General features: G+C 72.9%; 16 protein-coding genes and 2 pseudogenes. 8 read left to right on the forward strand and 10 right to left on the reverse strand.

Annotated elements, in window-relative coordinates; translation table 11 throughout:
• Positions 1-131: 131 nt before the first annotated feature.
• Positions 132-3,563 (reverse strand): AfsR/SARP family transcriptional regulator, encoded by a 3,432-nt coding sequence (locus OG444_RS00840; protein ID WP_327260200.1) that lies wholly within the window; start codon positions 3,561-3,563, stop codon positions 132-134.
• Between the two features lie 224 nt (positions 3,564-3,787).
• On the opposite strand from OG444_RS00840, the gene OG444_RS00845 reads away from it, so the two are divergent.
• The 3 genes and pseudogenes from OG444_RS00845 to OG444_RS00850 all read left to right on the forward strand — a co-directional run bounded on the left by OG444_RS00845 (position 3,788) and on the right by OG444_RS00850 (position 5,521).
• Positions 3,788-4,684, forward strand: coding sequence for an NAD(P)-dependent oxidoreductase (locus OG444_RS00845; RefSeq protein ID WP_327260201.1), 897 nt, complete (start codon positions 3,788-3,790; stop codon positions 4,682-4,684).
• Positions 4,685-4,738: 54 nt separating this feature from the next.
• Positions 4,739-5,047 (forward strand): annotated as a pseudogene (locus tag OG444_RS40685) (DUF2231 domain-containing protein); the annotation flags it as partial.
• Between the two features lie 249 nt (positions 5,048-5,296).
• Entirely contained in the window at positions 5,297-5,521 is a 225-nt protein-coding gene (locus OG444_RS00850; RefSeq protein ID WP_327260202.1) for a hypothetical protein, read from the forward strand.
• 65 nt (positions 5,522-5,586) lie between these two features.
• Here the strand turns inward: OG444_RS00850 and OG444_RS00855 are convergent, their stop codons facing one another.
• From OG444_RS00855 to OG444_RS00885, 7 genes and pseudogenes are all read right to left on the reverse strand, one after another.
• The gene (locus OG444_RS00855; RefSeq protein ID WP_327260203.1) at positions 5,587-6,258 is read right to left on the reverse strand and encodes an alpha/beta hydrolase; all 672 of its coding nucleotides are present in this window, start codon (positions 6,256-6,258) and stop codon (positions 5,587-5,589) included.
• Between the two features lie 131 nt (positions 6,259-6,389).
• Positions 6,390-7,904 (reverse strand): glutamate synthase subunit beta, encoded by a 1,515-nt coding sequence (locus tag OG444_RS00860; RefSeq protein ID WP_327260204.1) that lies wholly within the window; start codon positions 7,902-7,904, stop codon positions 6,390-6,392.
• A gap of 518 nt (positions 7,905-8,422) precedes the next feature.
• The gene (locus tag OG444_RS00865) at positions 8,423-9,610 is read right to left on the reverse strand and encodes a glycoside hydrolase family 64 protein (protein ID WP_327260205.1); all 1,188 of its coding nucleotides are present in this window, start codon (positions 9,608-9,610) and stop codon (positions 8,423-8,425) included.
• Between the two features lie 301 nt (positions 9,611-9,911).
• Positions 9,912-10,178: a DUF4235 domain-containing protein gene (locus OG444_RS00870; protein ID WP_327260206.1), complete on the reverse strand. Its 267-nt coding sequence runs from the start codon at positions 10,176-10,178 to the stop codon at positions 9,912-9,914.
• Positions 10,175-10,582 carry a DUF3618 domain-containing protein gene (locus tag OG444_RS00875; RefSeq protein WP_327260207.1) on the reverse strand — a complete coding sequence of 136 codons (408 nt, stop codon included), beginning with the start codon at positions 10,580-10,582 and terminating at the stop codon, positions 10,175-10,177. Before OG444_RS00875 ends, OG444_RS00870 begins: the two co-directional genes overlap by 4 nt.
• Positions 10,579-10,992 (reverse strand): phage holin family protein, encoded by a 414-nt coding sequence (locus OG444_RS00880; RefSeq protein WP_327260208.1) that lies wholly within the window; start codon positions 10,990-10,992, stop codon positions 10,579-10,581. The genes OG444_RS00875 and OG444_RS00880 overlap by 4 nt, the downstream gene beginning before the upstream one ends.
• A pseudogene (locus OG444_RS00885) lies at positions 10,955-12,143 on the reverse strand (YihY/virulence factor BrkB family protein). Before OG444_RS00885 ends, OG444_RS00880 begins: the two are co-directional and overlap by 38 nt.
• 259 nt (positions 12,144-12,402) lie before the next feature.
• Here OG444_RS00885 and OG444_RS00890 point away from each other — a divergent pair.
• The 3 genes from OG444_RS00890 to OG444_RS00900 all read left to right on the forward strand — a co-directional run bounded on the left by OG444_RS00890 (position 12,403) and on the right by OG444_RS00900 (position 13,671).
• Complete coding sequence (locus OG444_RS00890) at positions 12,403-12,642, forward strand: DUF6479 family protein (protein ID WP_327260209.1); 240 nt, start codon at positions 12,403-12,405, stop codon at positions 12,640-12,642.
• Positions 12,643-12,842: 200 nt separating this feature from the next.
• Positions 12,843-13,277 (forward strand): SsgA family sporulation/cell division regulator, encoded by a 435-nt coding sequence (locus OG444_RS00895; protein WP_327260210.1) that lies wholly within the window; start codon positions 12,843-12,845, stop codon positions 13,275-13,277.
• Between the two features lie 133 nt (positions 13,278-13,410).
• Entirely contained in the window at positions 13,411-13,671 is a 261-nt protein-coding gene (locus OG444_RS00900; protein WP_327260211.1) for a hypothetical protein, read from the forward strand.
• A 229-nt stretch (positions 13,672-13,900) separates the two neighbouring features.
• On the opposite strand, the gene OG444_RS00905 is transcribed toward OG444_RS00900, so the two are convergent.
• Positions 13,901-15,286: a sensor histidine kinase gene (locus tag OG444_RS00905; RefSeq protein ID WP_327260212.1), complete on the reverse strand. Its 1,386-nt coding sequence runs from the start codon at positions 15,284-15,286 to the stop codon at positions 13,901-13,903.
• Positions 15,283-16,014 carry a response regulator transcription factor gene (locus OG444_RS00910; RefSeq protein WP_327266623.1) on the reverse strand — a complete coding sequence of 244 codons (732 nt, stop codon included), beginning with the start codon at positions 16,012-16,014 and terminating at the stop codon, positions 15,283-15,285. Before OG444_RS00910 ends, OG444_RS00905 begins: the two co-directional genes overlap by 4 nt.
• 136 nt (positions 16,015-16,150) lie before the next feature.
• On the opposite strand from OG444_RS00910, the gene OG444_RS00915 reads away from it, so the two are divergent.
• On the forward strand, positions 16,151-17,341 hold the full coding sequence (locus tag OG444_RS00915; RefSeq protein ID WP_327260213.1) for a UDP-N-acetylglucosamine--N-acetylmuramyl-(pentapeptide) pyrophosphoryl-undecaprenol N-acetylglucosamine transferase: 1,191 nt from the start codon (positions 16,151-16,153) through the stop codon (positions 17,339-17,341).
• Complete coding sequence (locus tag OG444_RS00920; RefSeq protein WP_327260214.1) at positions 17,338-18,333, forward strand: SDR family NAD(P)-dependent oxidoreductase; 996 nt, start codon at positions 17,338-17,340, stop codon at positions 18,331-18,333. The genes OG444_RS00915 and OG444_RS00920 overlap by 4 nt, the downstream gene beginning before the upstream one ends.
• Positions 18,334-18,373 lie beyond the last annotated feature (40 nt).

An 18,373-nucleotide genomic window follows, 5' to 3' on the forward strand; every position in this document is an offset into this window, starting at 1 on the left:
CGCACACCGGAAAGCCGGCAGGGACGTCCCCCGACGCCGGATCGCGATCATTGTTCGAGTGGGCCGGCCCCTGACTCCCCCTTGCCGACGTGCCCAGAGCCTCCGCCATGGGGCGAGTGGCCAGGGGGCTCTCAGCAGTGGACCGGGGCTTCGGCCACGGGTGGGTGTGCGGCGCCGGAGGCGAAGGCCGCTTCGGCCGCCGTCCGGCCCAGTGCGGACAGGCAGGCCGACCAGGCCCGGTCCACGTCGTGCCGTTCGGCGGGCGGCAGCGGCGTGCCAGCCGACGTGCGGGCCGCATCGGCGGCGCCGAGCAGCCGCGCTGCCCGCTCGGGCTCGCCGCCGGCCGCTGCCGTGCCCGCCAGGCCCTCCAGGGCGAGCGCCACCGCACGTGCGTCTCCCAGTGCCCGCGCCGCCGCGAGTCCTTCGGCGTGCAGGGTACGGGCCCGCTCCACATCCCCCCGCAGTTCGGCCGTGAAGCCGAGTTCGGCGAGGGCGAGCGTCGTGCCGGGCCCGTAGCCGGCGTCCCGGAACCATGCCAGGACCGCCTGCATGTGCTCCTCTGCGCCGGTGAGGTCGCCGGTGCGCCGGGCGACCAGACCGAGTCCGATCCGGGCATCGGCCTCCCCGGCGCGGTGGCTCTGTTCCCTGGCCAGGCGCAGGGCGTCCGCGTGCCGTTCACGGCTCTCCTCGTACTCCCCCGCAAGGAACGCCAGCCGGCCCAGGGCACACAGCCGCTTGCCCGCCTCGGTCCTCAGCCCGAGCTCCTGGGCGAGGGCCAGGCCCTCCTCGTGCAGCCGGGCCGCCTGCGGGTACTCGCCCGCGATCTCGTGCAGCGCGGCTCGGGGGAACACCGTCTGGAGCAGGCCCCAGCGGTCGCCCAGTCCGCCGAACAGCCGGGCACTGCGCTCTGCGTCGCGGCGTACGCCGGCCAGGTCGCCGTGCGCGAGGGCGTGCCGGGCGCGCACGCTCAGCGCGGCCGCGGTCCCCCAGGAATCGCCGAGCCTCTCGGCCGCGGCCAGTGCCCGGTCGGCGAGTTCCTCACCCATGGGTACGTCCCCCGCACCCATCTGCGCCGCGGCCAGGAACCACAGGGCATGGGCGTGACCGAGCGGGTCGCGGTCCGCCGCCTCCCGCGCGTCGAGGGCGGCCGCCGCGGCACGCAGCAGGCCCTCGGAGGACAGCGACGTGCCCTCCCACACCGTCAGGCCGGCCCGCCAGGCCGTCGCCAGGGCCACGGCGGCGATCCGCTCCCCCGCGTGCCCGCCCCGGTCCGGCCCGCCGTGGGAAGCGAGGTGGTCGCGCTCCGCCGCGAGGCAGGCGTCCAGCAGACGGCCTCCCTGCGCGGGTCTGCCGCGCAGCAGCCAGTACCGGGCCAGAGCGCGAGCCGTGCTCAGGGCGGGTACCACCCGGCCGTGCTCGAGCGCCTCCTCGACCGCCGGGTACAGCTCGGCCTCGGCCGCGTCGAGCCGTGCGAGCCAGAGCCGCTGGTGCGGGCCGCGCAGCAGGGGTTCGGCCCGCAGCGCCAGCTCCCGGTAGTACGTACCGTGCCGGGCGCGGGCGCCTCGCTCCTCACCGGCCTCCCGCAGTCGCTCCCGGGCGTATGCCTTCACGGATTCCGGCAGCCGGTAGCGGCGGCCCTCCGGACGGTCGACGAGGACCACGAGCGAGCGTTCCACCAGGCGGTCCAGCACCAGCGGAACCTGGTGTTCCCGTACCTCGGGAACCGGGGCGGATTGTGGGTCCGGCGGTACGGGAACGTCCGCGGGCGCGTCCCCGAGCGCGTCCGCGCACACCACACCCGCGGCCTCCGCCGAGGCGTCGCCGCCGTGTACGGACAGCCGCCGGAGGACCGATTCTTCAGCGCTGCCGAGCAGTGCCCAGCTCCAGTCGATCACCGCTCGCAGCGTGCGCTGCCGCGGGGGTACCCCGCGCAGCCCCCGCGACAGGAGGGCGAACCGGTCGTCGAGTCCGGCGAGCAGGCCGTGCACGCCGAGGGCGGGGGCGCGGGCGGCGGCCAGTTCCAGGGCGAGCGGAAGCCCGTCGAGCCGGACGCACAGGCCCTCGACGGCCGCCATGTCCTCGGGCGTGGCGGTACGGTCCGGCGGGAGTCCGGCGCGGGCCGTGAACAGGGCGACGGCATCGGCGGGTTCGAGGGGCGCCACCGGGTGCACCGCCTCCCCCGCCAGGTTGATCGGCTCCTGGCTGGTGGCGAGCACCGAGACCCCGGGCGCCTGCGGGAGTACCGCCGCCAGCACCTCTGCCACGGCGTCGCAGACGTGCTCGCAGTTGTCGAGCAGCAGGAGGAGGCTCCGTTCCCGGAGGGCGCCCGCGAGCAGATGCACGGCCTCGGGGTGTTCGCCCTCGGGGCTGCGTACGCCGAAGGTCCGCAGTGCCGCGCCGGCCACGGCGTCGGCCGGTGCGCCTGCGGGGAGGGGCGCGAGCTCGACCAGGTGCGCGCCGTCCGTGTGGCGGGCGGACGCCTCGCCTGCGCATTCGACGGCCAGGCGGGTCTTGCCGACACCGCCGGGTCCGGTGAGGGTGACCAGCCGGGAGTGCGCCAACAGGGCCCGTACGGCGGCGAGATCGGTTCCGCGTCCGACGAGTCGGGTGAGCGGTTCGGGCAGCCGCGGCCGTCCGGCGATTCCGGTTCTGCCCGTACGCGGCGCGGCCTGCGCGGCCTGTGGCGACTGCGGGGCCTGTGCGGCCCCTGGGACTGCTGCCGCCGCATCGCCGCCGGGGACCGCGCGCCGGGCTCCTCCGTCTGCCGGCGCTGCCTGGTTGCGCGGAGGGGGCTGCAGGTCAAGGTCGGGGTCCTGGCGGAGGATCGCCCGCCGCAGTGCCGTCAATTCCCGGCCCGGCTCCAGTCCGAGGTCCCTGTCGAGCCTGTATCGGAGTGCTTCGTAGCTCTCCAGTGCCTGCGTCTGCCGACCCGCCCGGTACAGCGCCCGCAGCTGGACGGCGCGCAGTCGCTCGCGCAGCGGATGGGCCGCAACGAGCTGGTCGAGCTCGCCGAGAACGACGCGCTCCTCGCCCAGTGACACCCGCAGGTCCAGTAACTCCTCCCGCACGAGGAGACGTTCCTCCTCCAGCCGGGCGGCCGCGGCACGCACGGACGGGTCGTCGGTGTGGCCCGCGTATGCCTCGCCGCGCCACAAGGAGAGGGCCTCGCCCAGCAACTCGGCACGGGGTCGGGGTACGAGGGCCTGTACGCGGGCCCTGGCGGCCAGCTCGGCGAACCGCTGAGCGTCCAGTTGCCCTGGCGCGAGCTCCAGCCGGTAGCCGCCCGCTTCGTGGAGCAGGCGGCCGCGGCCGTCCTGCGGCGCGGCGCGCTCGAGTGCGGCGCGCAGCCGCGAGACCTGGCCCTGGAGGCTCGCATACGGGTGGAGGGGCAGTTCGGCGTCCGGGCCGCCCCACAGTGCGTCCACCAGCCGGTCGGCGGAGACGGGGCGGCCCGGTTCGACGAGCAGCCGGGCGAGCAGTCGGCGCACCCGCGCCCCGGTCACGGCCACCGGCTCGCCGTCACCCGTCCAGATCACCAACGGCCCCAGAACCCCCACACGCATGTCGATCAGCCTAACCGGCGCGCTGTCCCCCACCTGGGCTCCGTGTCCCCGCCGCGGAGCGGGCCCGGCCGAGCGGTCCCGCGGCCGCCCTGCAGACGTCCGGCAGCAGACGGCTGACCGGCAGACCGGCAGCGGAGATGCAGCAGACCGGCAGCAGACCGGCAGCGTGGCCTCGCAGGGTGGGTCCTGTTCGACAGCACCACCGACACGAGGAGAGACCGATCATGAGCGCAATCGCCGCCGCACCCCACCGGATCCCGGTAAGCGTCATCGGCCTGGGCAACCTCGGCCAAGCCCTGGCCGACGCCTTCCTGACGCAGGGACACCCCACCACCGTGTGGAACCGCTCGGCGGGAAAGGCCGACGCTCTGGTGGCCCGCGGAGCGTCCCTCGCGAGCACTCCCACCGATGCCGTAGCGGCAGCAGAACTCGTCGTCGTCGCGGTTCTGGACTACGACACGGTCGGCGAGCTGCTGCTGCCGACGGCCGGGGCACTGGCCGGCCGTACGGTCGTCAACCTGACCACCGGCACCCCGCCGGCCGCGCGCGCCCTCGGCGCCTGGGCGGCCGACCAGCAGGCCGCCTACCTGGACGGCGCGGTGTACGCGGTGCCCCAGACGATCGGCACCTCCGCCGCCTTCGTCCTCTACAGCGGCGACGAGGCGGCGTACCGGACCTACCGCACGGTCCTCGACACGATCGGTGAGGGCAGCCTCGTCGGCCCGGCTCCCGAGCTGTCCTCCGTGTACGACACCGCTCTGCTCAGCGGGATGTACGGGATGTTCGCCGGGTTCTTCCAGGCCGTGGCACTCGCCGACACGGAGGGAATCGGGGCGGCCGAGCTGACGCGCCCGCTGGTGCGGTGGCTGACGGCGGCCGCCGACGCCCTCCCGGCCTTCGCGGAGGAGATCGATGCGAAGGACTACGCCACGACCACCTCCAATCTGGAGATCAATGCGGTGGGGCTGCGCAACATCCTCTCCACCACCGAGGTGCAGGGACTGCCGACGGACCTGCTGGCGCCGCTGCAGCGGCTCTTCGACGACCAGGTCCGCGCGGGTCACGCCGCGTCCAGCCTGTCCAGGGCCGTGGAGTCCTTGCGTGCCGATGCCCTTCGGTGAGCGTGACCGTTGGGGATCGGCAACAGCCGAAGGACAGGGCTCAGGGCTGCTGGCGTGGACACCGGACCGCTCCGCGGGCTGCTGCGGGGTGAGCCGCTGGGGCACCCCGCGCATCCCATGCTGGTGGAGGTACCGATGGGGTGCTGGCTGTCCGCCGCCGTGCTGGACACCGTGCCCGGGGCGCACCGGTACGCCACGGTCCTGACGGCGGTCGGCCTCGTCGGGGGCGCTCCGGCGGCCGCGGCCGGGTGGGCGGACTGGGCGGAGCTGCCGCCGCGGCAGGCCAGGGTCGGGGTCGCGCACGCGATCGCCAACGTGGCCGCCGTCGGCTGCTACGTGGTCTCGCTGTCGGACCGGCTGCGGGGCCGGCGCGCGCGGCCGCCTCTGGTCGCTGGCCGGGCTGAGTGCCGTGGCGGTCAGCGGGGCCCTGGGCGGGCACATCGCCTACGCGGGCCGGCCGGAGCCCGGAGCTCCGGGCGACGCAACGCACACGGGCCCATGGGCTCGCTGTACAGCCCGCATCGTGCCGTGCCGTGCGGGTCGTCCAGGTTTCGGGTGCCGCGGCCCGGGCAGCAGCCGCTCGGGGGCTCCGATGCACGGGAAGGATCCGCCATGGAAGACCAGGGCGGCGCCGGCGGCGCCCCGCTCCACCACCACGACCACGATGACGACCACGACCAACAGCGACGTCGCAGGACGTCGCACACCGCACCCGGCCCCAAGGACGAACAGGCCGTGCGCGCGGCGGACACCGACGAGGCCAGCCGGCTGGACCGGCCGGGCGACAGCGGCGGTGAGCCCTTGCGCGAACGTCGCCGCCCCGGGCGCGAGCACTGACCTGTCGCTGCGCGAGCACTGACCTGACGCTGCTCGGAGCCGGACGGCAAGGGCAGCGGGCACCGTCATCTGCGCGAGGTGGTGATGGCGAGCAGTTCCTGCATCAGCCGGACGACGAGCCGCGGCTGTCCCACGAACGGGGAGTGGCCCGTCTGCCATTCGCGTACGTCGGTGCAGCGCGTGGCCATCGTCCGTTGCAGGCCCGGATCGACGGCCCGGTCCTGCGCGCAGACGACGTAGGTGGAACGAGTGTGCTTCCAGCCGTGGCGCTCCGGTACGCCGCGCCCACAGCCGGGGGCCTGGGCACGCAGCAGGTCGACCGCCCGGGCTGCGAGCGGCTCGGGACAGTCGCCGTAGAGGACGGCGGCTGCCCGGTCGGGGTGCAGGCGGGTCGAGCCGTCCGGCTGAGGGCTGATCGCGTCCTGGAGCTGCGGGGACGCCCCGCCGAGACCGGCCGCGCTCTCACCGGCGTCCGGCACGAAGGCCGCCAGGTAGACCAGGTGCCGCGCTCCGCGCAGGCCGGTGATCACCGACCCTCCGTAGGAGTGACCGAGCACGACCGGAGGCTCCTGCAGCGCGTCGACGGCGGCCTGGACCGCGGCCGTGTCGGCGAGCAGTGAGCCCCGGTGCAGCTCGGGAACGACGACCTCGGTTCCCGCGTCCTGCAGCTGCTCTGCCACCGCGGCGAAGTGCTCGGGACGGTGGTACAGGCCGTGAACGAACACCACCGCTGCCAACTTCGCCCGCCCCCAGGTCGCGTAGGTCGCATCGCCATCGAGCCAGTGATCTTAGTCGCGGACGGTGGCCGGGCCGCACCGGCAGTCCGTCGAGAGTCCGGCAGGATCCGGCAGGATCCGGAGGACGTGCCTCAGAAATCCCCGTAGCGCATGCGTCCCAAGGCCGTCATCGGGCGGTCGTGCGCGGCGACCGGGGCCGGGAGGCACGTCGAGCCGGTCAGGTAGCGGTCCACGGCCGCGGCTGCCGCCCGGCCCTCGGCGATGGCCCAGACCACCAGCGACTGCCCCCGGCCCGCGTCTCCCGCGACGAACACTCCCGGCGCCCGTCCGGCGCCCGCCGCGAAGCGGGCGTCACGCGCGAAGTTGCCGCGTTCGTCGAGTTCCAGTCCCAGCTGCTCGCGCAGGCCGCCCGAGCGCTCGGGGCCAGAAAAGCCGAGGGCCAGCAGGACCAGGCCGGCCGGTATCACGTACTCGGTGCCGGCCACGGGGCTGCGGGCCACCGGCTCCACGGCGGTCAGGCGCAGCGCCCGTACGCGGCCGGAGGCGTCCCCCTCGAAGCGCAGGGTCGCGCAGGCGAACAGCCGGGGGTCTCTGCCTTCGCGCCCGCGGGCCTCCTCGTGAGCGTGGGAGATGCGGTACGTCCTCGGGTACACCGGCCAGGGCTCGCCGTCGGTGCGGTCTGCACCCGGCTCAGGATTGATGTCGAGCTGGAGCACGGATTCCGCGCCCTGCCGCAGGGCCGTCCCGAGGCAGTCGGAGCCGGTGTCCCCGCCGCCGACGACGACCACGTGTCTGCCTTCGGCGGTCACGGGCGATACGGCGTAGTCGCCCTCCCGCACCCGGTTGGCGCAGGTCAGGTAGTCCATGGCCTGGTGGATGCCGTGCAGCGAACGGCCGGGCACCGGCAGTTCGCGGCGTTCACCGGCGCCGATCGCGACGACGACGGCGTCGCAGGCGCTCCGCAGCGCGTCCGCTCCGGCACCGGTCGCGCCGCCGACGTCCGTGCCCGTCACGAACAGCGTCCCCTCGGCCCGCATCTGCTCGATACGGCGGTCCAGGTGCGCCTTCTCCATCTTGAACTCGGGGATGCCGTAGCGCAGGAGTCCGCCGATCCGGTCGGCCCTCTCGTGGACCGTGACGCGGTGCCCGGCCCGGGTGAGCTGCTGCGCCGCGGCCAGTCCGGCCGGACCGGATCCGATGACGGCCACCGTCCTGCCGCTGCTCTTCTCCGGCGGCCGGGGGGTCATGAAGCCGAGCCGCAGGCCCTCGTCCGCGATCGTCTGCTCGACGTTCTTGATGGTCACCGGGTCCGCGTTGATCGTGAGGACGCATGCGTCCTCACAGGGGGCGGGGCAGAGCCTGCCCGTGACCTCCGGGAAGTTGTTGGTCGCGTGGAGCCGCTCGTACGCCGTGCGCCAGTCTCCGTGGGCGGCGTACGCGTTCCACTCGGGTATGAGGTTTCCCAGGGGGCAGCCGGTGTGGCAGAACGGGATGCCGCAGTCCATGCAGCGGTCGGCCTGGCGGGAGACGAGCGGCAGCAACGCCTGGCCCGCGTGGACCTCGCGCCAGTCGCGGAGCCGTTCCTCGACGGGGCGGGCCGGCACGGCCTCGCGGGGGATCCTGAGGAAGCCGAACGGATCGGTCACATGCCGCCTCCCTGGATCGGTCGCGGCGGGGTACGGCGGGGTACACGGAGCGCGCACCGTTTGCCTGGCACGCGCGCGTTCCATGGCGGTTCGGCCAGATTACGCCGCCTCCGCGACGGCGCCCAGACCTGGCGGATCCGGTGACCGGACGAGTGCGGAAGGTGACGGCGAAAGCGGGGGTTTGCTCCCTCCGTCGCCGTGATCGGCCGGTGGATGTCGGCGGCGGTCCGGCAGCGCAGCAGCTACGTACAGTCATGGCTTGCGCTGCTGCTCGGTCCCGCTTTTACTCCCACTCCCACTCCCACTCTCGCTCTCGAACGTCACGCCAGGGTGGCGCGCGAGCGCCGCGAAGAGCTTCCACCGTCCTGCGCACCGCGTCACGCCGTCCGTCCCTGCGTCCTCGTCCTTCACCGGGAGACCGAACGTGGGCTCCGGCGACGACAGGAAGACGCGGGCGCCCGGAAGGGGTCGGGCGCCCGCGTCTTCGTCCTTGTGCTCGTACTCCGCTTCGTCCTCGCCTAGTTGAACGGCTCCAGTGTCATGAAGGCCTCTTGGGGATTGCCGTCGTGCACCAGCGACTCGTGGGCGCCCACGTCGTCGAAGGCGAAGCCGTACGCCTTACCGTCGGCCATCTGTCCGTGGATGACGCGGGAGTAGTGGTTGGTGACGGCGTCACGGTAGAAGTTGGCGCCGTTCGCGTCGGGCTGGCTGGGGTTGCTCAGCAGCGTCGACCGGTTGAAGCCCGCGCACAGGGTTCGGGATATCGGGCCGCGGACCTGGTCGTTGGGTGCGTCCAGGAGCTTGTAGCAGCCGAAGACGCTGTCGGAATCCGGCTTCTGGAAGCTGGTGACCACCGCTCCCGAGCCGTTGGTGAAGTTCATGACGTTGCCCGAGACACGGCCGTAGTACTTGACGTTCGGCTGGTTCGCGAACGGCGTCACCGTGAGTGTGGAAGAGCTGTACTTGCTCCAGACGCGGTTGATGTAGTCGTTCATGACACCGGCGGGGATTCCGCCCGCCTCGATGCCGTGACCGGGCGAGAGCGCGCGCAGCGGGGTGCCGTCGGGACGGTTCTGGATCAATCCGCCCCAGCCTGCCGAACGCAGCTGGCTGAACACGGCGTTGTAGCCGCCCGGCTTGAGCCGCCCGGTGTTGGTGACCGTACCGCCCGCCGCCTTCACGCCGACTGCGTACGGGGCCGAGAACATGTCGACCTGGGTGCTGTTGATCCACAGACCGGCATCGTTGAGCGTGTACTCGGACCAGTTGAACAGGACGTTGCGGTTGGGGTCGGAGGGGTTCTGCACGGCGGGCTGCACCAGGCCGCCGGTGCTGACCTTGAAGACGATCTTCTGGCCGATGGAGAAGTAGACGCGTCCGGAGAACTTGGGCATCCGGATGGTCCTGGTCTGTCCGTTGGCCGGTCCCGCGATCGACGCGTCGGGCGCGGGGGTGGGGGGATTGCCTCCGACGGGCCACGGGTGGAACCCGCCGTTGGCGTCGGCCCAGCCCTGCTGGCCGGTCGTCAGCAGCGTACCCAGGTTGTAGATGTAGACCGGTTCGCTGCGTCCCGAGTTGTTCTTGATCGTGAGCGGGATGGTCGCCGGTACGGCCTCTGCGGACGGCGACGGGCCGAAAACCATCAGACCGGCGCCGACAACCAGTGCTGCTATCCCGGATGCAAGCACTTTCGATAAACGGAACACGCTCTTCCTCCTTGTGGGGGGCACCTGACGGTGGGGAGGTTCGGCGCTCCCATGTTCATACATTGATACCTGAGAGCGCTCTCAGCGTCGGACTATGCTCAAGTTCTGTCAAGAACTGGACAGAGTCCGGAGCGCCTGATCATCGTCGGGGTCCGCGCCTGAAGGCTCTTGGACCAGCATGTTTCGACGGGATCAGCGCATCAGCCGTGCGACCACCCGGTCGAAACATGGAAGCGGCGACGGCCGTTGGCCGTCGCCGCCACTTGGGTGAGCGTCTCCACTCTCTGAAAGCTGCGGCCGATCAGCCGGGCCAGGTGCCCGTGAGGCGCCGGGTGGCGACCGCTCCGGAACGGTCGACGGCGGCCTTGACGGCCGCGAAGATCGCGCCCTGCAGGGCCGCGGCAACCAGGATCGCCCGCCAGGAGCGGTCCTCGTCGGTCGCGTCGGGAGCGTCGTCCGCCCCTTCGATCAGCTTCCAGACCTGCTTGAACACGAGTCCGGCGAGTGCGCCGCTGAGGGCGCCCAACGCCAGTCCGACCGGCTTGTATGCGATCGCCGACGCTTTCACTGGTGCCTCCTCCGGTTGCCCCGCACCAGCAGGAACACGATCAGGGCAGCGCCGACCGTGAGCAGTGCGGCCCGCCGCGCCTTGTCGAAAACGGGGTCGAGGGTCTTCTCGGCCGCCAGGTGCACGGCATGGTCGACCCCGCCCCGGATCCGTCCCGTCACCAGGGCGGCCTTCTCCGTGGCCTGCTCCTTCACGGCGGCCGTCTTCTCCCGGGCCTGCGCCTTGACATCGGCCTTGGCGGCCAGCGCCTCGACGGTGCGGCCGAGTTCATCGCGGGTGTGCTCGATCCGTTCCCGCAGTTCCTCGGCAGAGGGTTCGCCGGAGGTCGGCTGCCGAGGTTGATCGGGCTGTTGGGGAGCAGCGGGCCGGCGGGGAGCGGGTTCGTTGCGGGACTGGCTGGTCATCGGTGTGCCTTCTCCCTGATCTCGGCCACGTCGGCCTGGAGGCTGTGCATCGTCTGCTCCGGCGCCGGTGTGCCTGCCTGCGCGATCTGCTTCTTGCCTGCCATCGCCACCACCACGGCGCTCGTCGCCAGAACGGCGGTGACGATGAGGGCCGAGGCCCAGACGGGAAGTACCAGAGCCAGTGCGGCGATCCCCGCCACCACCAGGGCCTGGGCGGCCAGGAAGCCGAGGAGTCCGGCTCCGCCGAACAGGCCGCCACCCGTGCCGAACCGCTTCCCCTTCTGCGTCATCTCAGCCCGCGCGAGCTGCATTTCCTGGCGCACCAGCTCCGAGATCTGCTGAGACGCCCGCGAGATCAGCACGCCCACCGAATCATCGGCGGGGCGAGTGCTCGGTTCGATCGTGCGCATGATTCTTCACCTCGTCCTCGAGTCGATCGGATACGTCTCGTTGCTCCCTGCCTCCGGGCTGGACGGCGGATCCCTCCATGCGGCGACGGTCCTCGTCGCTCCATGCCCTGGTGTCGCGGGGCTGCACGTACGGCTCCTCGTGCTCGGGCAGCCCTCCCGCGATCGCCCGCTGGCGGGCCAGTTCCGCGTCGAACTCCAGCCCGAGGAGAACGGCAAGGTTGGTGATCCACAGCCACACCAGGAACACGATCACGCCCGCGACCGTGCCGTATGTCTTGTTGTAGGAGGCGAAGTTCGCGACGTAGAAGGCGAAGCCGGCCGAGGCGGTCATCCAGATCGCCAGGGCCAGGAAACTTCCGGGGGTGACCCATGCGAAGCCGCGCCCCTTGGCGTTCGGAGCAGCCCAGTAGAGCAGCGCGATCATGATCGTGACGAGAAGGACCAGCACCGGCCACTTCGCGATCGACCAGACCGCGAACCCGCTGTCACCCACGCCGAGTGCCTCGCCGGCCCGCCGGGCCAGCCCTCCGCTGAACACCACGATCAGTGCGCTCGCACAGGCCAGGAGCATGAGCGTCACGGTCAGGGGCGAGGCGAAGCGGAAGGATCTTCCACACCGACCGGCCCTCGGGAACGTCGTAGACGGCGTTCGAGGCACGGATGAACGCCGCGACATAGCCGGAGGCGGACCAGAGGGCGACGACCAGGCCGACGACCGCGACCAGTGAGCCGATGCCGCTCCTGCCTTGCAGTTGCATCACGGCATCGCTGATCACATCCCGGACCGAGCCGGGCGCCAGTCTCCGCAGGTTGTCCAGCACGCGCTGCGTCGTCGACTCGCCTGCGATGCCCAGCAGGGACACGAGGACGAGAAGGGCGGGGAAGATTGCCAGTACCCCGTAGTAGGTCAGGGCCGCTGCGCGGTCGGCCAGCTCGTCGTTCCTGAACTCCCTCACAGTGCCGCGCAGCACGGCTCGCCACGATCGCTTCGGCAGGTCGGTGGGCCGGTCGGGGGCGCGCTCCCGCACCCGATCGCCGGGGCCCACCCTTGTGCCGGCCCCCGCCTCCGTGCCCTCGCCCGCGCCCGCGTTCGTGCCGGTGTCCGGACGCTCGTCTTCCGTGCCGGGGTCCGGCGTCGAGCTGCGTTTCATACGCTGCGGCTTTCCGTCTCGGCGGGACTCATGCCCGTAGGTCTCAGGCTTCTTCTGGAAGATCTCGTACGCGTCCTGCGGCTGCTCCTGCGGCACCCGCTGCGTCGCGAAGACGTCGTCGGGCGGTCCGTCCGGTACCCGGCCGGGCGCGCTGCCGCGCGGGCCCTACATCGCGCGTGCCCCCTGCGGCGCGGGCGATTCGTGAGGATCCACACTTTCCCGCACGTGCAGATCACCGGATGGCGGGTAGGCGCACCCCATGATCGCTTCCCTGCCGCTCGCGGCTTCCGGTTCCTCGTCCCTCTTCCTGATCATGGCCGGCGTGGTGGTGGCCGCACTCCTGGTCAGCGCCTTCTGGTACGGCAGCCGCCGCGCCGCGACCCGCAAGGATCCCGGTGCGCAGCCGTCGGAGCAGAGTCGGGCGGCACGGGCCCGGCAGGACTCGTGGCAGACGCCGGACGGGCCCGGGACCGGCCCCGCAGCCCCGCGACGCCCTTGACCCGAGTCCCCTGTGCGACCGGGTCCGTACCGGGCTTCCCTCGACGGCGCCGCGCCCTTAGAGGCCTGAAGTGCCCTTCGCGAGCCCCGGATCACTGTCCCGGTCCCGCCCCAGCCGCCTCACCGGGTCAGGATTCACACGGGTGGCGCAGATTGCCAGGCGCGTTCGGCGGGTACGCGCGGCCGGTCACCTTTTGCCTCGTGGAGGTCTCCTTGCTGTCCTCTCTCTCCGACACGATCTCGACGCACCTCGACCTCGCCGGCTGCCTCCTGCCGGTACCGACGCGTGCCGTGTACGACACATCCGACCCGTACGCGGTCCGGTTCGACTTCATGCTTGACGCCGGGCGTCCCACCCGGTGGCACTTCGAGCGGGACATGCTGGCCGAGGGCGTGTGCCGCCCGGTGGGAGAAGGCGCCATCGCCCTCCGACCCCGCTCGACGGGCGGACATCACACCCTGGTCATGGAGCTGTGGGGGGACACCCTGACCGGATACGAGTCAGCCGTGCTGATCGTCGACTCTGCTCAGGTGAGCTGCTTCCTTGAGCAGTCCTACGGGTTGGTGGCCCGCGGGTCCGAGTCCGACTCCTGGGACATCGACGGCTTCCTGTACAGGATCCAGTGTCCGGACTGAGCGCGCCTCCGGAAATGAGGGTGCGGTCAGGCAGGCGGACGGTTGGTCGGTTGGTTGATCGACCTGCGTGCTGCACGCCTCTGGGTCATCCTGATGCGACCCCGTATCTCCCGTTCCGGACTGGAGTTTCGCTGTGCTCGAACGCGATCGTCGTAAGGATCAGCCCGAGGTCAAGGTCGCGTTCGCGCTGCCGACCGACGTACCGCACCGGCCCGGCCAGGTGGCCGCGGGCCCGGGCGACCGGCAGCCCGGACCTCACGGGGTCACGTACCGGCCGGACGACCTCAGGGCCGTGACCGACCCGTCCTCCCGCTACCTCGCGGCCGGGGACTACTGGTTCGACCGCAGCAGCACCGCCGCTCACCCGAACGGCGCCAACCGCCTCACCACCTGAGGCAGAGGCCCACGAGGACGGTGACCGGCCGCACGAAGTAGCCGCGGTACGAAGAGTCAACCCCGGCCTCCGCCACGAAGGCCCTGGCCGCCCTGCTCGCCGGGCACCAGGTGTGGGACCGCTTCCCCGCCGCGCCCACCCCGTAGCGCCCACCCCGTAGCGCCCGCCCCGTAGCGGGCGGCCCGTAGCGGGCGGCCCGGCGGGTTCCGGGCGGCCGCCCGGGGCGCGTTCAGAACGTCAGCCGGAACAGAGCGCCCCCGCCCGGGGCGGCCTCCGCCATCAGTTCGGCGGCGTGCGCCCGTGCGATCTGCCGTGCCATGGCCAGGCCCAGACCGGACCCCGGCAGGGCGCGGGCCGCCCCGGCGCGGTAGAACCGGTCGAAGACGTGCGGCAGATCCTGCGCCGAGATCCCCGGCCCGTGGTCGCGCACCGTCAGTTCCGGCCCCCGGCCCGGTAGGCCCGCCACGAGCTCCACCTCGACGGGCAGCCCTCCCCCGCTGAATTTGGCCGCGTTGTCCAGCAGGTTCCCCAGCAGTCGGCTGAGCCGCGCCGGCACCCCCGGCACCACGACCGGCTCCGGCGGCACCCGTACGTGGAAGGGCACGGACGGCCAGTGCGTCCGTGCGGCCTGTGCGCAGTGCTCCACCAGCGCGCCCAGCCGTACCTGTTCCACCAGCGGCTGCGGTTCCTCGTCGCGTGCCAGCTCGATCAGGTCGTTCACGAGCCCCGTCACCTCCCGCAGCTGGCGCCCCAGCGCGGCGGAGGCCCGTTCGCGCTGGTCCGGTGTGAGCCTGTCCGCCCGTGCCAGCAGTTCGGCGTTGGTCCGCAGCGCCGTCAGCGGGGTGCGCAGTTCGTGCGAGGCGTCCGCGACCAGTCGGCGCTGTGCGGTGACCGACTGTTCGAGCTCCCCCAGCATGGTGTTGAAGCTTGTGGCGAGCCGGGTGATCTCGTCCTCCCGCCCCGGTGGCGGCAGTTCGATCCGGTGCCGGGGGTCACGGGTGGCGGCGATCCGCTCGGCCGTCGCCGTGAGCCGGGTGACGGGGGCCAGGCCGGTCCGTGAGACCCAGTGCCCGAGGAGTGCGGCGAGCAGCACGCCGGCCGCCGCCGTCAGCACGAGCCATTGGGAGGCCTCCTCGATGCCGTCCTCGACCGTGTCCGCCCGCAGGGCGACCTGCAGCGCCCGCCCCTGGGCGTAGTCGGTGGTGAGCATGCGTGCGGGGAATCCGGCCACCGTGATGTTCGTGTAGTACGGGGCCTTCGTGCCCGCTGCGACCTTCCGCGCGGCCGGGTCCACGGGTAGCTGTCCCGGCGTCGCGGGGTCCTTGGCCGGGTCGGCGGGGACCACTTCCGCGCAGGCGGGAGCCGCCAGGAAGCGGCACTCTCCGGCCAGGATGCCGGGTGCGGCGCCCGGGTCGCGCTGGGCGGCGAGCCGCGCGGCCTGGGTCAGGCTGAGGTCGAGCTGCTGGTAGAGCACGGACCGGACCACCACGTACGCCGCCACGCACACCCCGATGGCCACGAGGGCCACGGCGGCGGTGACGGAGAGCGCCAGCCGGGTCCGCAGCGGACGGCGCCTGCGCCAGACCCGGCCGAGCCGCCGACGGCCGCCGCTCACGCCGCGTCCAGCCGATAGCCGACCCCGTGGACGGTGTGGACCAGCCGGGGCTCTCCCCCGGCCTCCAGCTTCCGGCGCAGGTAGCCGACGTAGACGGCCAGGGAGTTGGAGTCCGGGCCGAAGTCCCGTCCCCACACCAGCTCCAGGATCAGCTCGCGCGGGAGCACCTGGCCGGGGTGGCGTAGGAGCAGCTCGAGCAGGGCCGCTTCGGTACGGCTGAACTCCAGTGGCCGTCCGCCCCGGCGCCCGGTCCGGGTCGCGGGGTCGAGGACGAGGTCGGCGAAGCCGAGCGGGGCGGCGCCGGCGGGCCCGGGCGCGGCCCGCCGCAGCAGCGCCCGGACGCGGGCGACCAGCTCGTCCAGGGCGAACGGCTTGACGAGGTAGTCGTCGGCCCCCGCCTCCAGTCCGTCGACGCGCTCGCTGACGGAGTCGAGCGCGGTCAGGACGAGGACGGGCGTACGGTCGCCCATCGCGCGCAGCTGCCGGCAGACGGCGAGCCCGTCGAGCACGGGCATCATGACGTCGAGGACGACCGCGTCGGGCTCCCAGGCCGCCACCTGGGAGAGGGCCGCCAAGCCGTCCGCGGCGCCCCGGACCTCGTACCCCTCGACCGCCAGCCCGTCCTCTACGGCCGCCCGCACCTCGGGCTCGTCGTCGACGACGAGGATGCGACGGCTGTCCCTGTGGCCGGTGTGGCCCGCGTGGAGTGCGGCGCCTGCCTGGTTCATGCTGCCCGTGCCGCCGGTGCTGCTTGTGCTGTCCGCGCTGCCTGTGCTGTCCGTGGAGCTCATGGGGCAAAGCCTGCCAAAGGCTTCTGAGAGAACCTCTTAGAACGTTCTTAGGGCGCACCGGGAGTGTGCGGCCATGACCACACCACACACACCCGCGGCACTGTCCGTCGTGATCGGTGCGGGCGGCACCGGCGGCCACATCTATCCCGGCCTCGCCCTCGCGGAGGCGCTCCGCGCCGCCGTGCCGGGCGCCGTGGTCTCGTTCATCGGGACCGAGCGGGGCCTGGAGACCGAGCTGATCCCCGGCGCCGGCTACCGCCTGCACACCGTCGACATGATCCCCTTCGATCCCGCGCTGGGCGCGAAGCGCTACCTGCTGCCCGCGGCGCTGCTGCGTTCGGCGCACCAGGCCCGCTCGGTGATCCGGGGGCAGGGCGCCCACGCGGTCGTGGGCATGGGCGGCTATCCCAGCGCCCCCGCCGTCCTCGGGGCGCGGCTGGCCGGGCTGCCGGCCGTGATCCACGAGTCCAACGCGGTGCCCGGCCGGGCCAACCAGTTCGCGGCCCGCCTCACCCCGCACGTCGCGGTGGCCTTCGACCGCAGCCGGGGCCACCTCTCGGGTGGTGACCGGGCGCTGACCACGGGGATGCCGATCTCCGCGGCCCTGTCCGGCCTCGCCGAGCTGCCCGGGCCGGCCCGGGTGGCGCTGCGCGCCGAGGCCCGGCGCGCGCTCGGCGTCCCCGCGGGGCGGCGGCTGGTCGTCTTCAACGGCGGCAGCCTGGGCGCCGTACGCCTCACCCGGGCGGCGGCCGCGCTGGCCGGGCTCTGGCAGTACCGGGACGACGTACAGCTGCTGGTCAAGACCGGCCCGGCCGCGCTCGTCGACACGGTGGCCGACCTCGCGGCGTCCGGCGGGCAGCGGATCGCCCGGGCCGTGCCGTACCTGGACCGGATGGACCTCGTCTACGCGGCCGCCGACCTGGTGGTGTGCCGGGCGGGCTCGGCGACCGTCGCCGAGCTGGCGGCCACCGGTGTCCCGTCGGTCCTGGTGCCGTACCCGTACGCGCCCGGCGACCACCAGACGCACAACGCGCGGGTGCTGTCCGACGCGGGCGCGGGACTGCTGCTGCCCGACAACGAGACCACCGCGGAACGCCTCGCCGGCCTCATCGGGCCGCTGCTGGCCGATCCGGCCCGACTGGCGGCGATGGCCGGCGCCGCCGAACCCGGCCCGCACGCGCGGGCCGCCGAACTGCTGGCCGCGGAGGTCCTCCGCGTCGCCGGTGTCGTCCCCTCCCCTGCCCCTCACCTGGAGCGCATATGAACAGCTGGACCGACCGCACCGTCCTCGTCACCGGCGCCGAGGGCTTCATCGGCTCGACGCTGGTGGACCTGCTGGTGTCGCGGGGCGCGCGGGTGCGTGCCTTCGTCCACTACAAGCCGTACGCCGAGAAGGGTCACCTGGCGCGCTACCTCGCCGACCCGGACGGCCCGGTGGAGATGTGGGCGGGCGACGTCCGCGACGCGGGCCGGGTCAGTGACGCGGTGGCCGGCTGCGACACCGTCTTCCACCTGGCGGCGCTGATCGGCATTCCGTACAGCTACGCCTCGCCGGGCGCGTACGTGCAGACGAACGTGACCGGGACGCAGAACGTGGCGGAGGCCTGCCGTCGGCACGGGGTCCGCCGGCTCGTGCACACCTCGACCAGCGAGGTGTACGGGACGGCGCTGACCGCGCCCATCTCCGAGAGCCACCCGCTGCAGCCGCAGTCCCCGTACTCGGCGTCGAAGATCGGCGCGGACATGATGGCGCTCTCCTTCCACCATGCCTTCGAACTCCCGGTGACGGTGGTACGCCCCTTCAACACGTACGGGCCGCGCCAGTCGGCACGCGCGGTCATCCCGACGATCCTGGCCCAGCTGCACGCGGGGTCCCGGGAGATCCGCCTCGGCTCGCTCACCCCGACCCGGGACTTCACGTACGTGACGGATACGGCGGAGGGCTTCCTGGCGGTGGCGGACTGCGACCGGGCACTGGGTGAGACCGTCAACCTCGGCACCGGCGAGGAGATCTCCGTCGGCGCGCTCGCCGAGGCCCTGATCGCGGCCTCGGGGCGGGATGCGGCGGTGGTGGCGGACCCGACCCGGCTGCGTCCGTCGGGGAGCGAGGTCCAGCGCCTGTTGTCGGACAACTCCCGGGCCCGCGAGTGGGCTGGCTGGCGGCCCCGCGTCGGCCTGGAGGAGGGCCTGCGCCGCACGTCGGACTGGATCGCGGCGAACCCCGCCCTCTTCGCGCCGGACCGGTACGCGGTGTAGCCCCTCCGCCGGGACCGTCCGACCGCCGGGCGGCGCCGGC

It is taken from the genome of Streptomyces sp. NBC_01232, from assembly GCF_035989885.1.
GTDB lineage: Bacteria > Actinomycetota > Actinomycetes > Streptomycetales > Streptomycetaceae > Streptomyces.